This window comes from Tistrella bauzanensis, from assembly GCF_014636235.1.
In the GTDB taxonomy this organism is placed as follows: domain Bacteria; phylum Pseudomonadota; class Alphaproteobacteria; order Tistrellales; family Tistrellaceae; genus Tistrella; species Tistrella bauzanensis.
Genome location: NZ_BMDZ01000010.1, coordinates 1 through 16,886 on the forward strand (window position 1 = coordinate 1; position 16,886 = coordinate 16,886).

16 protein-coding genes are annotated in these 16,886 nt (G+C 68.6%); 9 read left to right on the forward strand and 7 right to left on the reverse strand.

The window, feature by feature from the left end; translation table 11 throughout:
• Window positions 1-256 precede the first annotated feature (256 nt).
• The 6 genes from IEW15_RS06290 to IEW15_RS06315 all read left to right on the forward strand — a co-directional run bounded on the left by IEW15_RS06290 (window position 257) and on the right by IEW15_RS06315 (window position 7,143).
• Window positions 257-1,483, forward strand: coding sequence for an ABC transporter substrate-binding protein (locus tag IEW15_RS06290; RefSeq protein ID WP_188575904.1), 1,227 nt, complete (start codon window positions 257-259; stop codon window positions 1,481-1,483).
• Between the two features lie 159 nt (window positions 1,484-1,642).
• The gene (locus IEW15_RS06295) at window positions 1,643-3,499 is read left to right on the forward strand and encodes an ABC transporter permease (RefSeq protein ID WP_188575906.1); all 1,857 of its coding nucleotides are present in this window, start codon (window positions 1,643-1,645) and stop codon (window positions 3,497-3,499) included.
• A gap of 14 nt (window positions 3,500-3,513) precedes the next feature.
• Window positions 3,514-4,296: an ABC transporter ATP-binding protein gene (locus tag IEW15_RS06300; RefSeq protein ID WP_188576056.1), complete on the forward strand. Its 783-nt coding sequence runs from the start codon at window positions 3,514-3,516 to the stop codon at window positions 4,294-4,296.
• Window positions 4,293-5,057, forward strand: a complete 765-nt coding sequence (locus IEW15_RS06305) for an ABC transporter ATP-binding protein (RefSeq protein ID WP_188575908.1) — start codon at window positions 4,293-4,295, stop codon at window positions 5,055-5,057. The genes IEW15_RS06300 and IEW15_RS06305 overlap by 4 nt, the downstream gene beginning before the upstream one ends.
• Before the next feature lie 241 nt (window positions 5,058-5,298).
• Window positions 5,299-6,483, forward strand: coding sequence for an acetyl-CoA C-acyltransferase (locus IEW15_RS06310; RefSeq protein WP_188575910.1), 1,185 nt, complete (start codon window positions 5,299-5,301; stop codon window positions 6,481-6,483).
• Window positions 6,484-6,651: 168 nt separating this feature from the next.
• Entirely contained in the window at window positions 6,652-7,143 is a 492-nt protein-coding gene (locus IEW15_RS06315; protein WP_188575912.1) for a hypothetical protein, read from the forward strand.
• A gap of 30 nt (window positions 7,144-7,173) precedes the next feature.
• Here IEW15_RS06315 and IEW15_RS06320 read toward each other — a convergent pair whose 3' ends face one another.
• The gene (locus tag IEW15_RS06320) at window positions 7,174-7,854 is read right to left on the reverse strand and encodes a molybdopterin-dependent oxidoreductase (protein WP_188575915.1); all 681 of its coding nucleotides are present in this window, start codon (window positions 7,852-7,854) and stop codon (window positions 7,174-7,176) included.
• A 25-nt stretch (window positions 7,855-7,879) separates the two neighbouring features.
• A complete protein-coding gene (gene msrA, locus IEW15_RS06325) occupies window positions 7,880-8,524 on the reverse strand; it encodes a peptide-methionine (S)-S-oxide reductase MsrA (RefSeq protein ID WP_188575917.1) in 645 nt (214 codons plus the stop codon).
• A gap of 222 nt (window positions 8,525-8,746) precedes the next feature.
• Between msrA and IEW15_RS06330 the strand changes: the two genes are divergently transcribed.
• Window positions 8,747-9,586, forward strand: coding sequence for a tellurite resistance TerB family protein (locus IEW15_RS06330; RefSeq protein WP_188575919.1), 840 nt, complete (start codon window positions 8,747-8,749; stop codon window positions 9,584-9,586).
• Here IEW15_RS06330 and IEW15_RS06335 read toward each other — a convergent pair.
• The gene (locus IEW15_RS06335; protein WP_188575921.1) at window positions 9,583-10,512 is read right to left on the reverse strand and encodes a LysR family transcriptional regulator; all 930 of its coding nucleotides are present in this window, start codon (window positions 10,510-10,512) and stop codon (window positions 9,583-9,585) included. The two genes, IEW15_RS06330 and IEW15_RS06335, sit on opposite strands and share 4 nt — an antisense overlap.
• Before the next feature lie 108 nt (window positions 10,513-10,620).
• Here IEW15_RS06335 and IEW15_RS06340 point away from each other — a divergent pair, with 108 nt between their 5' ends.
• On the forward strand, window positions 10,621-11,463 hold the full coding sequence (locus IEW15_RS06340) for an NmrA family NAD(P)-binding protein (RefSeq protein ID WP_188575923.1): 843 nt from the start codon (window positions 10,621-10,623) through the stop codon (window positions 11,461-11,463).
• 109 nt (window positions 11,464-11,572) lie between these two features.
• Window positions 11,573-12,703: a D-alanine--D-alanine ligase family protein gene (locus tag IEW15_RS06345; RefSeq protein ID WP_188575925.1), complete on the forward strand. Its 1,131-nt coding sequence runs from the start codon at window positions 11,573-11,575 to the stop codon at window positions 12,701-12,703.
• Window positions 12,704-12,714: 11 nt separating this feature from the next.
• On the opposite strand, the gene IEW15_RS06350 is transcribed toward IEW15_RS06345, so the two are convergent.
• The 4 genes from IEW15_RS06350 to IEW15_RS06365 all read right to left on the reverse strand — a co-directional run bounded on the left by IEW15_RS06350 (window position 12,715) and on the right by IEW15_RS06365 (window position 16,766).
• Window positions 12,715-13,308, reverse strand: a complete 594-nt coding sequence (locus IEW15_RS06350) for a TetR/AcrR family transcriptional regulator (RefSeq protein WP_188576058.1) — start codon at window positions 13,306-13,308, stop codon at window positions 12,715-12,717.
• A 39-nt stretch (window positions 13,309-13,347) separates the two neighbouring features.
• Window positions 13,348-14,379 carry an aldo/keto reductase gene (locus IEW15_RS06355; RefSeq protein ID WP_188576060.1) on the reverse strand — a complete coding sequence of 344 codons (1,032 nt, stop codon included), beginning with the start codon at window positions 14,377-14,379 and terminating at the stop codon, window positions 13,348-13,350.
• A gap of 138 nt (window positions 14,380-14,517) precedes the next feature.
• Entirely contained in the window at window positions 14,518-15,516 is a 999-nt protein-coding gene (locus IEW15_RS06360; protein WP_229707860.1) for an alpha/beta fold hydrolase, read from the reverse strand.
• The gene (locus IEW15_RS06365; protein WP_188575927.1) at window positions 15,453-16,766 is read right to left on the reverse strand and encodes a bifunctional alpha/beta hydrolase/OsmC family protein; all 1,314 of its coding nucleotides are present in this window, start codon (window positions 16,764-16,766) and stop codon (window positions 15,453-15,455) included. Before IEW15_RS06365 ends, IEW15_RS06360 begins: the two co-directional genes overlap by 64 nt.
• Window positions 16,767-16,886: the final 120 nt, after the last annotated feature.

Sequence of the window (16,886 nt, forward strand, 5' to 3'; positions counted from 1 at the left end):
ATGTCCCCCTCTCAGGAACACTCATACAGACTCCACTTCGCCACCGGTCGCCAGGGCTATTCTTCAAATGCGATTCCCCTGCCCTTTGAAGAGGAGGCTGGACTTTTGCTCAAGACAAGCATTACCTGAGAACCGCGGGCCGCATGGTTGATGGCGTGCCCCGGCATGTCGTTCGGCAGATGCGGGCGGCAGATGCGGGGGCTGCGCCATGGGCGGGGCCGCGGCCGCATGTGGTGACCAGGGACAGGCAGGACCGATGACCGACAGAACCCGATCCGCCGCCGCGCGCGCGGCCTTTGGCCTGATGGCCGGCATCATCGCCATGGGCGCCGCCGAGCGGGCCGTCCATGCGGCGGATCCGATCCGCATCGGCGAGATCAACAGCTATTCGGCCCTGCCGGCCTTTACCGAGCCCTACCGCAAGGGCTGGCAGCTGGCGCTCGACGAGGTGAATGCGGCCGGCGGCGTGCTTGGCAGGCCGCTGGAGGTTCTGTCGCGCGACGATGCCGGCAAGCCCGCCGATGCGATCAATGCCGCCAACGAACTGGTGACGCGGGAAGATGTGGCCCTGGTCGCGGGCACGTTCTTTTCTCATGTCGGCCTGGCGGTTGCCGACTATGCCGCACGCCGCGACGTGTTCTTCCTGGCGGCGGAGCCGCTGACCGACGCGATGGTGTGGTCGAAGGGCAATGACGTGACCTTCCGCCTGCGCCCCAGCAACCATATGCAGGCGGCGATGCTGGCGGAAGAGGCGGCGAAGCTGCCCGCGAAACGCTGGGCGACCATCGCGCCCAATTATGAATATGGCCAGTCGGCTGTGGCGGTGTTCAAGGAATTGCTGTCGGCACGGCGCCCCGACATCGAATGGGTGGGCGAGCAGTGGCCGCCACAGGGCAAGATCGATGCGGGGCCGGTGGCCCAGGCCATTGCCGCCACCAACCCCGACGCGATCCTGAACGTGACCTTCGGGCCGGATCTGGTGAAGCTGGTGCGTGAGGGCACCACCCGTGGCCTGTTCAAGGACCGCGCGGTGGTCAGTTTTCTGACCGGCGAACCCGAATATCTGGATCCTCTGGGTGCCGAGGCGCCGGAGGGCTGGATCGTTACCGGCTATCCCTGGTACGACATCGACACCCCGGCCCACAAGGCGTTCCTGAATGCCTATCAGGCGCGCTGGAACGATCATCCGCGGCTGGGCTCGATCGTGGGCTATGTCACGATCAAATCGATCGCGGCGATCATCGCCAAGGCCGGCGCCACCGATACCGCGGCGCTGGTTCAGGCCGCGCGCGGCATCGGCCTGGAGACCCCCTTCGGTCCGATCACCTATCGCGCCGCCGATCATCAGTCGACGCTGGGCGCCTTTGTCGGGCGGACGGCGGTGATCGACGGCCGGGGCCGCATGGTCGATGCGGTCTATCGCGACGGTGCCGATTATCTGCCCGACGAGGCTGCCGCCGGCGCCCTGCGCCCGGGCCGCTGAACCGGGCCGCTGAACCGGACCCTGCCCCAATGACATGTGGATCGGGCGGTCATGCGAATGGCCGCTCGCCCTCGCATTGCGGGACAGTATAGACTGCTGCAGCGACAGGGCCTGCCGGCCGGTTGCTGGTGATGTCGCGCGCTTGCGGGGATCCGCCGCTTGGACCTTATCCTTGTCCAGTTCCTGACCGGGCTTGCCAGCGCATCGTCGCTGTTTCTGGCCGCATCCGGGCTGTCGATCATCTTCGGCGTCACCCGGATCGTGAATTTCGCCCATGGCGCCTTCTATATGATCGGCGCCTATCTGGCGTGGACGCTGGCGGGGCTGTGGTCCGGCCCGCTGGGCTGGTGGGGCGCGGTTCTGGCGGCGGCACTGGCGACCGCGGCGCTTGGGGCCGTGGTCGAACTGGTGCTGCTGCGCCGGCTGTATCGCGTGCCGGAACTGTTCCAACTGCTGGCGACCTTTGGTCTGACTCTGGTGGTGCAGGATCTGGTGGTGCTGATCTGGGGGCCGGAGGATCTGGTCGGGCCGCGCGCGCCGGGGCTGGATGGCGCGGTCGACCTGTTCGGGCAGTTGCTGCCGGTCTATGACCTGGTGCTGATCGCCACCGGCCCCCTGGTTCTGGCGGGGCTGTTCCTGCTGTTCCACCGGACCCGCTTCGGCATTCTGGTGCGTGCGGCCACCCAGGACCGCGACATGGTGGCGGCGCTGGGCGTGGATCAGCGGCTGCTGTTCACCGGCGTCTTCGCGCTGGGCGTGTTTCTGGCCGGGCTTGGCGGTGCGCTGCAATTGCCGCGCGCGGCGGTCTCGCACGGCATGGATCTGGCGATTATCGTCGACATCTTCGTCGTGGTGGTGATCGGCGGACTGGGCAGCATCACCGGGGCGTTTCTGGCGGCGGTGCTGGTGTCGGAGCTGAACGCCTTCGGCATTCTGGTGCTGCCTGAAATCTCGCTGGTCATCGCCTTTCTGGCGATGGCGGTGGTGCTGGTGATCCGTCCGGCCGGGCTGCTGGGTCGGGCCGAGGCGCCGGCCCGTGGTGCCGCAGCCGGCCTGAGCCGCGTGCCGTGGGCGCCATGGCCGCGGCCTGCACGGGTGGCGGTGCTGGCGGCGGTCCTGGTTCTGGTGGCGGGGCTGCCGGTCGTGGCCGGCGGCTATATGCTGGGTATCGCGGCCGAGATCGCGATCTTCGCCCTGTTCGCCCAGAGCCTTCAATTCCTGATGAGCACGGCCGGCCTGGTGTCGTTCGGCCATGCCGCCTATTTCGGCATGGGTGCCTATGGCACGGCGCTGGCCTCAACCGGCTTCGGCCTGGCGATGGGGCCGGCGGCGGCGGCGGGCGTGGCGCTGGCCGGTGCCGGTGCGGTGGTCTTCGGCTGGTTCTGTGTGCGCCTGTCGGGGGTGTATCTCGCCATGCTGACGCTTGCCTTCGCGCAGATCGCCTGGTCGGTCGCCTTCCAATGGGTGTCGGTGACCGGGGGCGATAATGGCATTCTGGGGGTGTGGCCGGCGGATATCGTCTCGCGGCCGGGCGATTTCTTCCGGCTGGCGGCGGTGGTGGCTGTGGGCGGCATCGCGCTGTTGCGCATGATCACCTTCGCGCCCTTCGGGCAGGCGTTGCGGGCGTTGAGCGATGCGCCGGAGCGGGCCGAGGCGATCGGCCTGGACCGCAGGGCGATGCAATGGCGGGCCTTTGTGATCGCCGGCGCCATGGCCGGGCTTGCCGGCGTGTTGCACGCCTATCTGAAGGGCAGTGTGTTCCCCGATGTGCTGGCCATCCCATTGTCGGTCGATGCCCTGGCCATGGTGCTGCTGGGCGGGGTGGAAACGGTGTCGGGGGCCGTGATCGGCGCCGGCGTGTTCCGGGGGCTGTCGATCCAACTGACCTCGGCGACCGATCTGTCGAAACTGGTTCTGGGCCTGCTGATCGTGGTTGTGGCCGCCCTGTTCCCGCGCGGTCTGGGCGGCATCCGCCTGCATCACCGCTGGCACAACTGGCGGCGGGCACGGTCGTGATGGCGACGGGCGTGATGGCGGCGGGCGCGGTGGTGCTGAAGGCCGAGGGGCTGGTGAAGGCCTGGGGCGGCGTGCGGGCGGTCGACGATGTCTCGCTGGTGGTCGAGGCCGGCCGCATGCTGGCGCTGATCGGCCCCAATGGCGCCGGAAAATCCACCTGCTTCGGCCTGCTGAACGGCGAACTGATGCCCGATGCCGGCCGGGTGACGATGCTGGGCCAGGACGTGACCGGATGGCCGCCACGCCGGATCCGCCGGCTGGGGGTGGGGCGGACCTTCCAGATCACCCGGATCTTCGCGTCGATGACCGTGCGCGAGAATGTGCAGGCTGCGCTGATTGCCCATGCCGGCGCCAGCACCCGCCTGTTCGGCCGGGCCGACCGGCGGCATCTGGCCGAAGCGGCGGCGCTGCTCGACCGGGTGGGGCTGGGGGCGCTGGCGCTGCGGCCGGCGGGCGAGCTTGCCTATGGCGATGTCAAACGGCTGGAACTGGCGATCGCCATCGCCAACCGCCCGAAACTGCTGCTGATGGACGAGCCGACCGCGGGCATGGCACCGGCGGAACGCGCCGGGCTGATGCAACTGGTGGCCGGGCTGGTGCGCGAGACCGGGCTTGGGGTTCTGTTCACCGAGCACGACATGGATGCGGTTTTCGCCCATGCCGACCGGCTGATGGTGCTGAACCGCGGACAGGTGCTGGCCGAAGGCCGGCCCGAGGATGTACGCGGCGACCCGCGGGTGCGCGAGGTCTATCTGGGCGGCCATCAGCCGCCGGACGGAGGGATGCAGACGACATGACCGACGACGGTGGCACGCGCGCCGGAACACGATCCGACCCCACGGAGGGATCGGCGCCGCTGCTGGCGGTCGACGGGCTCAACGCATTCTATGGCGCGGCATTGATCCTGGACGATCTGTCGCTGACCGTGCAGCCGGGCGAGGTCGTGGCCCTGCTTGGCCGCAATGGCGCCGGCAAATCGACGGTGCTGAAGGCGATTCTGGGGCTGGTGCCGCATCGCCAGGGCCGGATCAGCTTCATGGGCACCGATATCTCGCGCATGGCGACCCACGAGATCGTCCGGCGCGGCATCGGCTGGGTGCCCGAGGACCGGCGGATCTTTTCCGACCTGACGACGCTGGAGAACCTGGAGGTCGGCAGGCGCGTGCCCCGTCCCGGCGCGCCCCATTGGACGGTCGAGCGGCTGGTGACGCTGTTTCCCAATCTGGCCGAACTGGCTGATCGGCCAGGCGGGCGGATGAGCGGCGGCGAGCAGCAGATGCTGACCATCGCCCGCACCCTGATGGGCAATCCGTCGCTGGTGTTGCTGGACGAGCCCTCCGAGGGGCTGGCGCCGCTGATTGTGGACGAGATGACCCGCATGCTGGCGCTGCTGAAGCGCGAGGGGCTTGCGCTGCTTTTGTCGGAACAGAATCTGGGGGTCGCGCGGGCATTGGCCGATCGGGCCTATGTGATGGAGAAGGGCCGGATCCGTTTCGAAGGCAGCATGGCCGAGATCGACGCCCGGCCTGATATCCGCGACGCCTATCTGGCGTTGTGATACGTTTTTCCGTGATGTCCCACGGCTGAGCGATCAGGTTGTCCCGCGTCTGATCGTTATCGCCGTGGTTGCAGGCAATCCCGCGTTGCGGAATATATGTCACGGGCTGTTGACACAAACGTTTGTATGAACCAGCCTTGGCTATCAAAGAAGGCGCCGCGGCAATCTGCCGCCGGCGCACAGCCGCATGCCCCAACAGCATGCCCCGCATGGCATGCCCGTCGTCCGAGGAAGCGTTCCAATGACCGAAGCCGTCATCGTCTCCACCGCCCGCACGCCGATCGGCAAAGCCTATCGCGGCGCCTTCAACGACACCAGCGGCCAGCAGATCGCGGCCCATGCGATCCGCCATGCGGTGGCCCGCGCCGGCATCGACCCCGCCGAGGTCGAGGATGTGGTGCTGGGGTCGGCCCTGCAGCAGGGTTCCACCGGCAACAACGTTGCCCGTCAGGCCGCGATCCTGGCCGGTCTGCCGGTGACGACCGCCGGCACCACCATCGATCGCCAGTGCAGCTCCGGCCTGCAGTCGATGGCGCTGGCCGCACGCGCGATCATGTTCGACAAGGTGCCCGTGGCGGTGGCCGGTGGTGTTGAATCGATCAGCCTGGTTCAGAACGACAAGATGAACCAGTATCGCGCGGCTGACGAAGAGATCCTGCGGATGAAGCCGGATCTGTATCTGCCGATGATCGACACCGCCGAGGTCGTGGCCGCGCGTTATGGCATCAGCCGCGAAGCCCAGGACGAATACGGCCTGGAGAGCCAGCGCCGCACTGCCGCCGCCCATGCCGCAGGCCGGTTTACGGCCGAAATCGCGCCGATGACCACCACCATGCTGGTCGCCGACAAGAAGACCGGCGAAATCTCGAAGCGCGAGATCACCGTCAGCGCCGACGAGGGCATGCGCGCCGAGACGACGCTGGAAGGTCTGGCATCGCTGAAGCCGGTGCGGGGCGAGGGCAAGACCGTGACCGCCGGCAATGCCAGCCAGCTGTCTGACGGCGCATCCGCCCATGTGCTGATGAATTCCAAGCTGGCCGAACAGCGCGGCCTGCAGCCGCTGGGCATTTTCCGCGGCTTCCAGGTCGCCGGCTGCGAGCCCGACGAGATGGGCATCGGCCCGGTCTTCGCCATTCCGCGCCTGCTGGAGCGCAACGGCCTGAAGATCGACGATATCGGCCTGTGGGAGCTGAACGAGGCTTTCGCGGTGCAGGTGCTGTATTGCCGCGACAAGCTGGGCATCGACCCCGACAAGCTGAACGTCGATGGCGGCGCCATCTCGGTCGGCCACCCCTATGGCATGTCGGGCGCACGCCTGGCCGGCCATGCGATGATCGAGGGTAAGCGCCGTGGCGTGAAGTATGTGGTCGTCACCATGTGCATCGGCGGCGGCATGGGCGGCGCCGGTCTGTTCGAGGTCGTCTGATCGAGGTCATCCGACGCCGGCTGCGGCGGCCAGCCTGATGAACTGAACGCAACAACGCCCGGTGGGGGAACCCGCCGGGCGTTTTGTATGCGTCAGATCGGGCATTGTCTCGATGGCGGCTTCGTGAAACTCTGATGGGGGCCATGCGTAGGGAGGGAGATTGCCAGGATGTCCGACAGCCTTGCGCGCATGCTGCTGCCGTGCCCGCTGACGCCGCTTGCGACCGAGGTGTGGGAGCTGCGCGATGAACTGCCCGGCAACCCGTTCGAGATGTATGACATCCGGCAGCTGATCGCGCCGGACGCGCAGGAACCTGCCGAGGTGGCGCTGGGGTTGTTGACGGTCTTTGCCGATATGCGGGCCGAAGATCTGGCGGTGATGCAGGCCGACTGGCTCGATTCAGGCATGCACGAAATGGTGCCGACGCTGGGCGGTTTTCTGGGGCTGCGTGCCCAGATCTTCGCAATGCGGGTGACGGGGCAGGCCGATGACGATCTGACACCGCTCAGAGATTACATCCGGAATTTCAACCGGTTGTGTGTGATGCGCTGGACGTCCGAAGATCGGGCGGAAGACGCCCGGGTGGTTGCGACATGGCTTGAGGATTTCGACACCCACTGGGCGCAGTTCCTGGATGCCTATCACGCGATGCAGGGCTGATTGCCAGACCATGCGCAGCGGCCTGTCGGGTCAGCGCATGCGATCGTCGAGTCCGCGATAGCGCTCCTGGCGCCAGGGATCGCCGCGGTTGTGATAGCCCAGCCGCTCCCAATAGCCTTTCAGGTCGTGGGGGCTGACCTCCAGCCGGGTCAGCCATTTGGTGCTTTTCCAGAAATAGCGATGGGGTGCCACCAGCCGTGCCGGCCCGCCATGTTCGGCTGACAGCGGCATGCCGTCATGATGGGTGGCGACGAAACACCGCGCCAGGGTTTCGTCGTCGAGTTTCAGATTGGCGGCATAGCCGCCGACGCCATGGGCGATCAGCCAGCCGCCACCATCACGCGCACCGCCGGCCCGCGCACCGCCGGCTTCGGCCAGAAGCCGCGACAGGCCGATGCCCTGCCAGCGCGTGTCGAGCCTGGACCAGCGGGTCACGCAGTGGATGTCGACGGTGAAGGTGTCGAGCCCCAGGGCCTTGAAGCCGGCCATATCGAGATGGAATGGGGCCGCCACCAGCCCGTCGATGGCAAGCTGCCAGTCGGCTTCGGCGATAACCGGCGTGTCGCCGGCGGTCAGCACCGGGAATTTCTGTGTCAGCCGCTGACCCGGTGGCAGACGCGGGTCGCGGTCGCCGCCTTGCGCGAAGGCGAGGAAGCCACCGGTACCACGGCTGCGGCGGCCGTCATCGCCGGGCGGTTGCTGCTGTGTCATGGCTGTCCCTGCGCGGTCGCGCCGATCAGTGCGTCTCGTCGCGCTTCAGTTTTTCAGGATAGACCGCCTTCAGCTTGGCCACTTTCGGCATCGAGATATGGGCGATATAGGGCTGGTTGGGGTTCCGTGCGGCATAGCCCTGATGATAGGCCTCTGCCTCGTGGAACAGGTCGAGCGGCACGACCTCGGTCGCGATCGGGCGTTCATAGACCCCGGCCGCGTCGATCGCTGCGATATAGGCTTCTGCTGCCTGCTTCTGCCCCTCATCGGCATAGAAGATCGCCGAGCGGTACTGGCGGCCGACGTCATTGCCCTGCCGATTGACCTGGGTCGGATCATGAGCCACCGAGAAGAAGATCTTCAGGATCTGCCCCAGATCGATCACCCGTGGGTCGTAGCGGATCTTCACCGCCTCGGCATGGTCGGTGTCGCCACCGCAGACCAGTTGATAACGCGCGGTCTCGGCACTGCCGCCGGAATAGCCTGAGGTGACTTCGGTCACGCCGGCCAGTTCGCGATACACAGCCTCGACGCACCAGAAGCAGCCGCCGGCCAGGATGATCTCCTGTTCCGTCGTATCGGATGCCACCGGCGCCGAGATCGGCGGGTCCGGGAAGCGGGCAAGGGTGGGGCCGCGGCTGCGGCCCAGAATGCCGTCGAGCAGGCTCATGGCGGGCGGTCTCCAATCAGCTCCGTGTCATGACGTCACGGGGTATCCGGAATGTGGTGGCAAGGCACGGCCATGGCCAGAGCCGGACACGCATTCGTGACCAGGCTGTGCCTTCGCATGGCCGATGCTTGAACATGAAGCGGTGGTGGCCCACGTGGCCAGAACGGGGGGCCGTGACCATCGCTGCCCCGACCGGTTGCGCGACACGATGGAGATGACGCCATGGATGCGAAACAGCTGCTCGATCAGGTGATGGGGGCGGCGGCGTCCCGCGGGATGGGCGGGCTTGCCCAACCGGCGCCGGGCGGCCGGCCCCGGTCGGGCACGGCCTCGGGCATCCCCTCGGTGGTCACCGACCTGCTGGGCGGCGGTTCCAGGGGCAGCGGTTCCTCGAAGGGCGGCGGCCTGCTGGGCGGGCTTGGCGGGTTCGGCGGCGGTGCCGTGGCCGGCGGCCTGCTGGGCATGCTGTTCGGCGGCAGGAAAAGCGGCAAGATGCTGCGCAAATTCGGTGGCGGCGCCATTGGTTATGGCGGTGCCGCGGTGCTGGGGGCGCTGGCCTATCGCGCCTGGGCCGATTGGCGCTCGGGCAAGGCGCCCGACGACGCGGTGCCGGCCCGTCCCGACGACGTGGCCGCCGCCGATGCCAAATTCCGGCCGCTCGACACCATCACCGACCCGGCCGAGGCCGACCGTTTCGCCAGCGCCATCCTCAACGCGATGATCGGTGCCGCCAAGGCCGACGGCCATATCGACAGCGCGGAACGCAACCGGATCTTCGCGGAGGTGGAACGTCGCGACTTCGATCCGGACGCCAAGGCGGCGATCTTTACGGCGCTGGATGCGCCGGTCTCCATCGCGGACATCGCGGCCGCCGGAACCGACGAAGCACGTGCGGCGGAAATCTGGATGGCGGCCCGGCTGGCGGTAACCGTCGACCATCCGGCGGAGCGGGTGTGGCTGGAAGCCCTGGCCCATGCGATGAAGTTGCCGGCGCCGCTGGTGGCGCATCTCGACCGTCAGGCCGTGATCGGCCTGACCGAACCGGGCGGGGAGCAGGGCTAGGTTCCGGCCGGAACCGCCGCGACGATGCGGGCCTCCAACCAGTCGAGGCCCGGATCGGCCGCCGGCTTCAGCGCGCGGATCGATGCCAGTTCGAAGCTCCCGGCATCCACCGGCATCGGGTGGAGCGACACGCCGAAGCGTGCGGCATGGCGCGTGGCGATGCCGGCGGGAATGGCCGCGACAAGATCGCTCTCGGCAACCGCCGCCAGCGCGCCCAGAAACTGGGGAACGGCCGCCACCACCCGCCGATGCAGGCCGACTGCCGCCAATGCCTCGTCGACCGCCCCGGCGAGGTCGCCACCGGCCGACACCAGAATATGGCCCAGCCCCGCGAAGCCGGCGGCGTCGGGCGGGCCATCGGTGAAGGCCGGATGGCCATCGCGCGCCGCCAGCACAAAGCGCTCGCGGATCAGCACCCGGCGTGACAAGCGCGCCGGATCGGGCGGTACCACGCCCACCATCAGGTCGATCTCGCCCGTATCCAGCGCCTTCAGCGACTGGGCGCGGCCGATGCTGCGCAGCGCCAGGGTGATGCCCGGCGCATCCGTGGCAATGGCGCCGAGCAGCGCCGGGCCCAGCATCACCATGGCATAATCCAGCGCCGATACACGGAACACACGCCGTGCCGTGGCAGGATCGAATCCCCGGGCGACATCGATGGTGCCGGCCATCGCCGCCAGCGCGTGACGCACCGGCATGGCCAGGGCCAGCGCCACAGGTGTGGGCTCGATGCCGCCGGCGCGGCGCAGAAACAGCGGATCGCCATAGATCGTCCGCAGCCGGCCCAGAGCATGGCTGATCGCCGACGGCGTCAACCCCAGCCGTTCGGCCACCACAGTCAGCCGGCGATGGACCAGCGCCTGATCCAGAACCAGCAGCAGGGTCGGGTCCAGCCGACGGAGTTGAACAAAATCGAAATCGCTCATGAGGGCAATTCGGTGGGGTTCATGTCATAACCGTTCTACACCTTGCGTGACAGGCAGGCGAGTTCGAAGACCGGGCCGCCTTTATCCCACAGCGAAAGGCCAAGGCAGATGACGGTTCTGGTGGCGAATGCGAATGGCAAGATCGGGTCGGCGGTGGTCGATGCGCTGGTGGCGGCAGGCGTGCCGGTGCGGGCAGGCGTACGACGGCCGGACGCCTATGGCGGTAGCGAGAGGCAGAAAGGGGTTGAAGCGGTGGCCTTCGACTATGGCGATCCGGCCCTGATGGTGCATGCGGTGCAGGGTGTCGAGGCCGTCTTCTCTGCCGCACCCTATGAAACGCTGCCCACAGCCGAAGCCGGGTTGGCCGTGGCGGCGGCGGCGGCCGGGGTGGCGCGGATCGTGAAGCTGTCGGCGCTGGGGCCCGATGATCAGCCGCCGGCCGCTCATGCCGCAGCCGAGATGGCGGTGCTGAACGCTTTGCCGGCGTCGGTGATGCTGCGCCCCACCTTCTTCATGCAGAACTATGCCACCATGCATCTGGCGGCGATCCGCGATGGCGGCGCGTTTTATGAACCGGCGGCGCAGGGGCGCACGGCCTTTGTCGATGCCCGCGACATCGCCGACATGGCGGTGGCGGCGCTGACCGATCCCGCCCATGCCGGCCGGATCTACAGCTTGACCGGGCCCGAGGCGCTGAGCCGCGACGAGGTCGCCGCACGGATCGCTGCGGCGGCCGGCCGGCCGGTCGCCTATGTGGCGGTGGATGATGCGGCGCTTCGCGCGGCGCTGAACGGCGCCGATCCGCTGCTGGTGGAACTGATGTCGGAACTGATGGCCCTGGTCCGGGCCGGCGGCACCGAACGGGTGCATGGCGATATCCCGGCGGTGCTGGGCCGGCCGGCCCGCGACGTCGCGACCTTCGCCCGCGATCATGCCACAGTCTGGCGGTGACGGGACGATAGCCGGGTGACGGGGCGACGGCGGCAATCTGGCTGTGCTATGTCAGGAAGGGCTGCTGCCGGGCAGCCACATGGCCGGGCCATAGAGGAGCGTGGACGTGATGCCGATGCCGGTTGCCGTGCTGTATCAGGCCCTGCCGCCACCCAGCATCGGGGGCGTGCGCAAGCCCGCCAAACCCGGTGGCTATGCCGATAGCGGCGCCGACATCGCCGTGGCCCTGCGCCGGGCCGGTGTGGCGGTGGTAACACCCGTGGCCACGCCGCGCGCGAGCCATGACCGCGACTGGGTGTTTGGCGACGATGCGGCCGGCATCGCCGCCGCGCGCGCTGCCGGGGCGCAAGTGCTGTGGGCGAATACGGTGCTGTATCGCGATCATCCGATCAGCGAAGCTGCCGTGGGCATGCTGGTGGTGGGCCAGCATCCGGCGCGCATGGAGCAGTTGGACGACAAATTCGCCACCAACGCCTGGCTGCGTGGCAACGGGCTGCCGGTGGTGCCGGCACGGCTGATTGCCGCGGCGGGCGTGACGCCGGCCGCAAACCCCGGCACCGGGCCGGTGGTGCTGGGGCTGGGCGCGGTTGCGGCCGGGGGCGTGCCCGCGGCGGATGGGGATGACGGGTTCGGATGGCCGATGGTGGTCAAGCCGGTGCGCGGCCGTGGCAGCCAGGGGGTTGCCCGGGTGGACGATCCGGCCGGCTTGCAGGCGGTGGCGGCGGCCAGTCTGGCGTCAGGGCTGTATGGCGACCGGCTGATCCTGGAGCCGTTCCTGTCCGGCGCGGAACTGACCGTGGCGGTGATGCCGCCGGGGGATTATGTCATCGGCGGCGCCTTGCGCCATATGCGGCGCCACTGGTCGCTGCCGCCGGTGCTGCGCCACGGCCATGACGGCGGGATTGCGCCTTACAGCGGCAATGTGGCGGTGGCGGCCAACAGCCGGGTGGCGACACCGGACGAAGCGGCGGCACCGGCCCTGCGCGCGGTGGCCGATGCCTGCGCCGCGGCCGGCGATCTGGTCGGCAGCCGGGCGGTGATCCGCATCGATGCCCGTGCCGATGCGGCCGGGCGGTTTCTGCTGTTCGATCTGAACACCAAGCCCAATCTGACCGGTGCGGGCAGGCCCGGCCGCGATGATCAGGACAGCCTGGTGGTGCTGGCGGGGCAGGGCATCGGCTGGTCCTATGGCGATCTGTTGACCGCGCTGATCGGCTGCGCGTGGCGGATGCCCGGCTGAACGACGGCGTGTCAGGCCACAGCGGGGGGCGCCAGTGCCGTGACCAGCAGGTCGAACACCGCCTCGAAGGTCTGATCGATCAGCGGATCCCGCCAGCTGGCGGCATGGGCCGGGTGATGGAAGGCGGCGGTCGCGGTCAGCACGGCGCGGGCCATGGCTTTAGGCTCGCCCAGGCGGATCTCGCCGGCAACCATGCCATCGGCCAGGATACGGGCGACCTGATCGATCAACTCGGCCACATGGGCGTCGATGACGTCGCCGGCATCGTCCGACAGCGCGTGATAGACCGCGAAGAGTTCAGGCTCGTCCAGAACCTTGGCGCGCTTCAGCGCGATCAGACGATCCAGCCAGCGCCGCAGGCGCGGCAGGGCCGGCCCGCCTTCGGCGGCAATCTGGCCGAGCGGCGCCGCCACCCGGTGCAGCCAGCGCCGGGCGACGGCTTCGCGCAGCGCCGTCTTGCTGGGGAAATGGCGATAGATGCTGCCATGGCTGACGCCCAGCGCCCGTGCCACATCGACCACGGTGGTCTTCTGCGGCCCGAACCGGCGGAGCACGTCTTCCGCCGCATCCAGGATCTGTTCGGGCGTCAAACTGCCGTCGGCCACATCCCGTCTGCCTGAGCGCACGGCCCGTCTCCCTGAAGGTCAGTCCATCGGCGGCCGGCGTTCGCTGTCGAGCATCCGCATCTGCCCGGCATCATAGCGCGTGCCCGCCACCGCTTCCGCCGGAATGGCGTCGCGGATGCGTGCAAGATCGCCGCTGTCCAGGTGAATGTCGAGCGCGCCGAGCGCTTCGGTCAACCGCGTCCGGCGGCGGGCGCCGATCAGCGGCACGATATCCGGCCCCTGCGCCAGCACCCAGGCGATGGCGATCTGGGCCGGTGTCGCCGCCTTTTCCCCGGCGATCACCGACAACACCTCGGCCAGTGCAAGGTTGTGGACTAGATTGTCGCCGGAGAAGCGCGGCAGATGGGCGCGGAAGTCGCGCGGGTCGAGGGCTTCGGCACGCTGGCGCCAATCGCTGCCCAGCAGCCCGCGCGACAGCACGCCATAGGCCGAGATGCCGATGCCGAGCCGCCGCGCCGCGGGCAGGATCTCGGCCTCGATCCCGCGGGAGAGCACCGAATATTCGATCTGCAGCCAGCGCACCGGATGTACGGCGCTGGCCCGTTCCAGCGTGGTGGCGCCCACTTCCGACAGGCCCAGATGCCGGACATAGCCGGCGTCGATCATCTCTTTGACCGCGCCCACCGTGTCCTCGATCGGCACGGCGGGGTCGAGCCGCGCCGGCTGATACAGATCGACATAATCGGTGCCCAGGCGCCTCAGGGTCTGGGCCAGCGCGTTCTTCACGGCAGCCGGCCGGGTGTCGATGCCGACGAAGCCGCCATCGGGGCTGCGCATCCCGCCGAATTTCACCGCGATGAACACGTCCTCGCGCCGGCGTCCGCTCAGTGCCTCGCGGATCAGCATTTCGTTGTGGCCGCTGCCATAGAAATCGCCGGTGTCGAGCAGGACCATGCCCTGGTCGAGGGCGGCATGGATGGTGGCGATGCTTTCATCGCGGTCGGCATGACCATAGAAATCCGACATGCCCATGCAGCCGAGGCCGAGCGCCGGGAGATCGACGGCGGCGAGCTTGCGACTGCCACCGCCACCGATCGGACGGCGGGGCATGGGCGCGGTGGTATTGGCGGACAATGCGGTATCGGCAGGCATGGGCGGGCTCCTCCCCTCGCGGATGATGAGAGGAGGGTGCGCCTTCAAATGACAGAAATCAACTTCTGTCATTGCATATCTGTCGATTGATTATGGTCAGTTGCCCGGATCATGAGGTTCGTCGAAGAACGCCGTGGCGATACCGGCGATCAGGGCCGGCCGTTCCAGCGGCAGCATATGGGTCAACCCGGCCAGACGGACGAAATCGAAGCCGGCGCGGGCGGCGATTTCCGGTGCGATTTCGGCGGTGAAATCGCCGGCGCCATCGGGGCGGCGACCGGCCATCATCAGGCTGGGCGCGACCAGACCGGGCTCGCGGCCGGCGCGGTCGATCAGCGACCACAGGTCTTCGCAGGTGTTGCCGCTGTAGAAGCCGCTTTCGATCGCAGGCTTGCAGGCGAGTTGGAAGCCGTCGCCATCATCTGCCGGCACCAGCAGGGCCGCTGCCAGATCATCCGGCGCCTGCGGCTCCATCTGCGCGAATTCCGGCCGGTCACGGAAGATCTGCGCGAAGGCGCCGGGCGAGGCGAAGCGGTCCTTGCGCCGGCGGGTACGCTCGGCCAGGAAATCGCGACCGCTCGTGGCCTCGGCGGCGCCGGGCATCGAGGCCGCGGGGACCAGCGGCGGCTCCATGAACACCCGCCGTCCATACAGCCGGCCATGGGCGTATTCGGCATGCAGTGACAGCACACCGGAATAGGAATGGAACAGGGCATCGGGCAGCATGCCGGCATCCTCGGCCACATGCCGCGCCACGGCGGTCCAGTCCTCGGCAAGCCGGAGCTGCGTCGGGCCGCTGCCGGCCAGATGGGCGTTGATGCCATGGCCGCGCATGTCGAGCAGAACGACCTCGCGATGCCGGGCCAGGCGCTGCCACAAGCCGCGATAGGCATGGGCGGCGAACCCGACGCCATGGCCCAGGATCACCGGCCGCACGCCGCGCGGGCCGATACGCGCCAACAGGAATTCGGCGCCGTCGTCCAGGGTGAGGATCTGGCGTCCCGGCGCCCCGGCGGCGGTGGCGGCGGCGCTCAGCCGGTCGTCGCGCGGGTGCGGATGATGATCTTGGAATGCAGCGTCCGATGAACCGGGCATTTGTCGGCAATCTCCATCAGCTTGGCGTGCTGGCTTTCGTCGAGGGGACCGTCGAGGGTGATGTCGCGATCGATAACATCGACCTTGCCCTCGTGGGCCTCGCATTCCGTGCAGTCTTTCGCGTGCACCTTCGCATGCCCAAGGCCCACCGTCACCTTCCGCAACGGCCAGCCCTTGCGATCGGCATACATCCGGATGGTCATCGCCGTGCAGGCGCCGAGGCCGGCCAGCAACCAGTCATAGGGCGCCGGCCCCGCATCCTGGCCGCCCATCGCGACCGGCTCGTCGGCCAGCAGCAGATGGCGGCCGATCCTGATCGTGTTGCCGAACGGGCCACGGCCGTTTTCCGCCACCATCACCCGGCCTTCGGGCGGCAGGGCGCCGGCGGCGCTGGCGGCATCGACCGCGCCGGCATCGGGGCCGGCCTCGTCGGCACGGTGGCGTGTGGTCGCCTGTGGCGGGGTCTCGGTGTCGTGCAGGGTGTAGCGCGCGGCCCAGCTTGCAATCACCGCGGCCGCATAGGCGCCGTCTTCCGCCTCGCTCAACAGATGGTCGGCGGTGTCCAGCGACACGAAGCTCTTCGGATGGCGGGCGGCGATGAAGATCCGGGTGGCCTCGTCGATGCCGACGATCTCGTCCCGGGGTGCGTGCAGCACCAGCAATGCCTTGTGCAGCCGGCCCAGCCCTGCCAGCACGTCGGCTTCGCGGACACCGTCCAGAAAGGCGCGGGTAACGGTGATGTCACGCCCGCCGATGGGGACATGGCCCACACCATCGGCCTCGGCGTCGGCGGGGGCACGGCCCAGATGGTGCAGGATATGGGCGGGTGCCGACGGTGCTGCGATGGTCGCCACCGCCCGCAGACTGGCGATGCGCGGGGCGGCAGCGAGTGCCGCGGCGCCACCCAGGCTGTGGCCGATCAGCAGCACGGGCGGCCGTCGGTGCCGGGCAAGCCATTCGGCGGCAATCGACAGGTCGTCGACGTCGGCCACAAAGCTTGGGATGAACCCCGGTGCATCATCGGGACCGGCGCCGGTGAAATCGATCCGCAACACGCCGAACCCCTCGGCCGCAAGGCTGCGGGCGATGCGGCTGGCGGCAAGGCTTCGGGCGCTGCAACTGAAGCAATGGGCAAAGATCGCCCAGCCGGCGGGAGCGGTTCCCGCTGCCGGCTCGTCGATCAGCGCCGGCAGATGGCGGCCATCGGGGCCGATGATCTCAGGACGTGACGCGGGGCTCGGGTGCGACATCGGCGGGATCCTTCGACGGAGGGCGACCGGAGGCGAGCACGCCTTGCGGCGTAACCTCCAGCCCGTCGCGGCAGTCTACCCCGACGCGCGGTCGAAATCGCCCGTCCCCGCATGCATCCC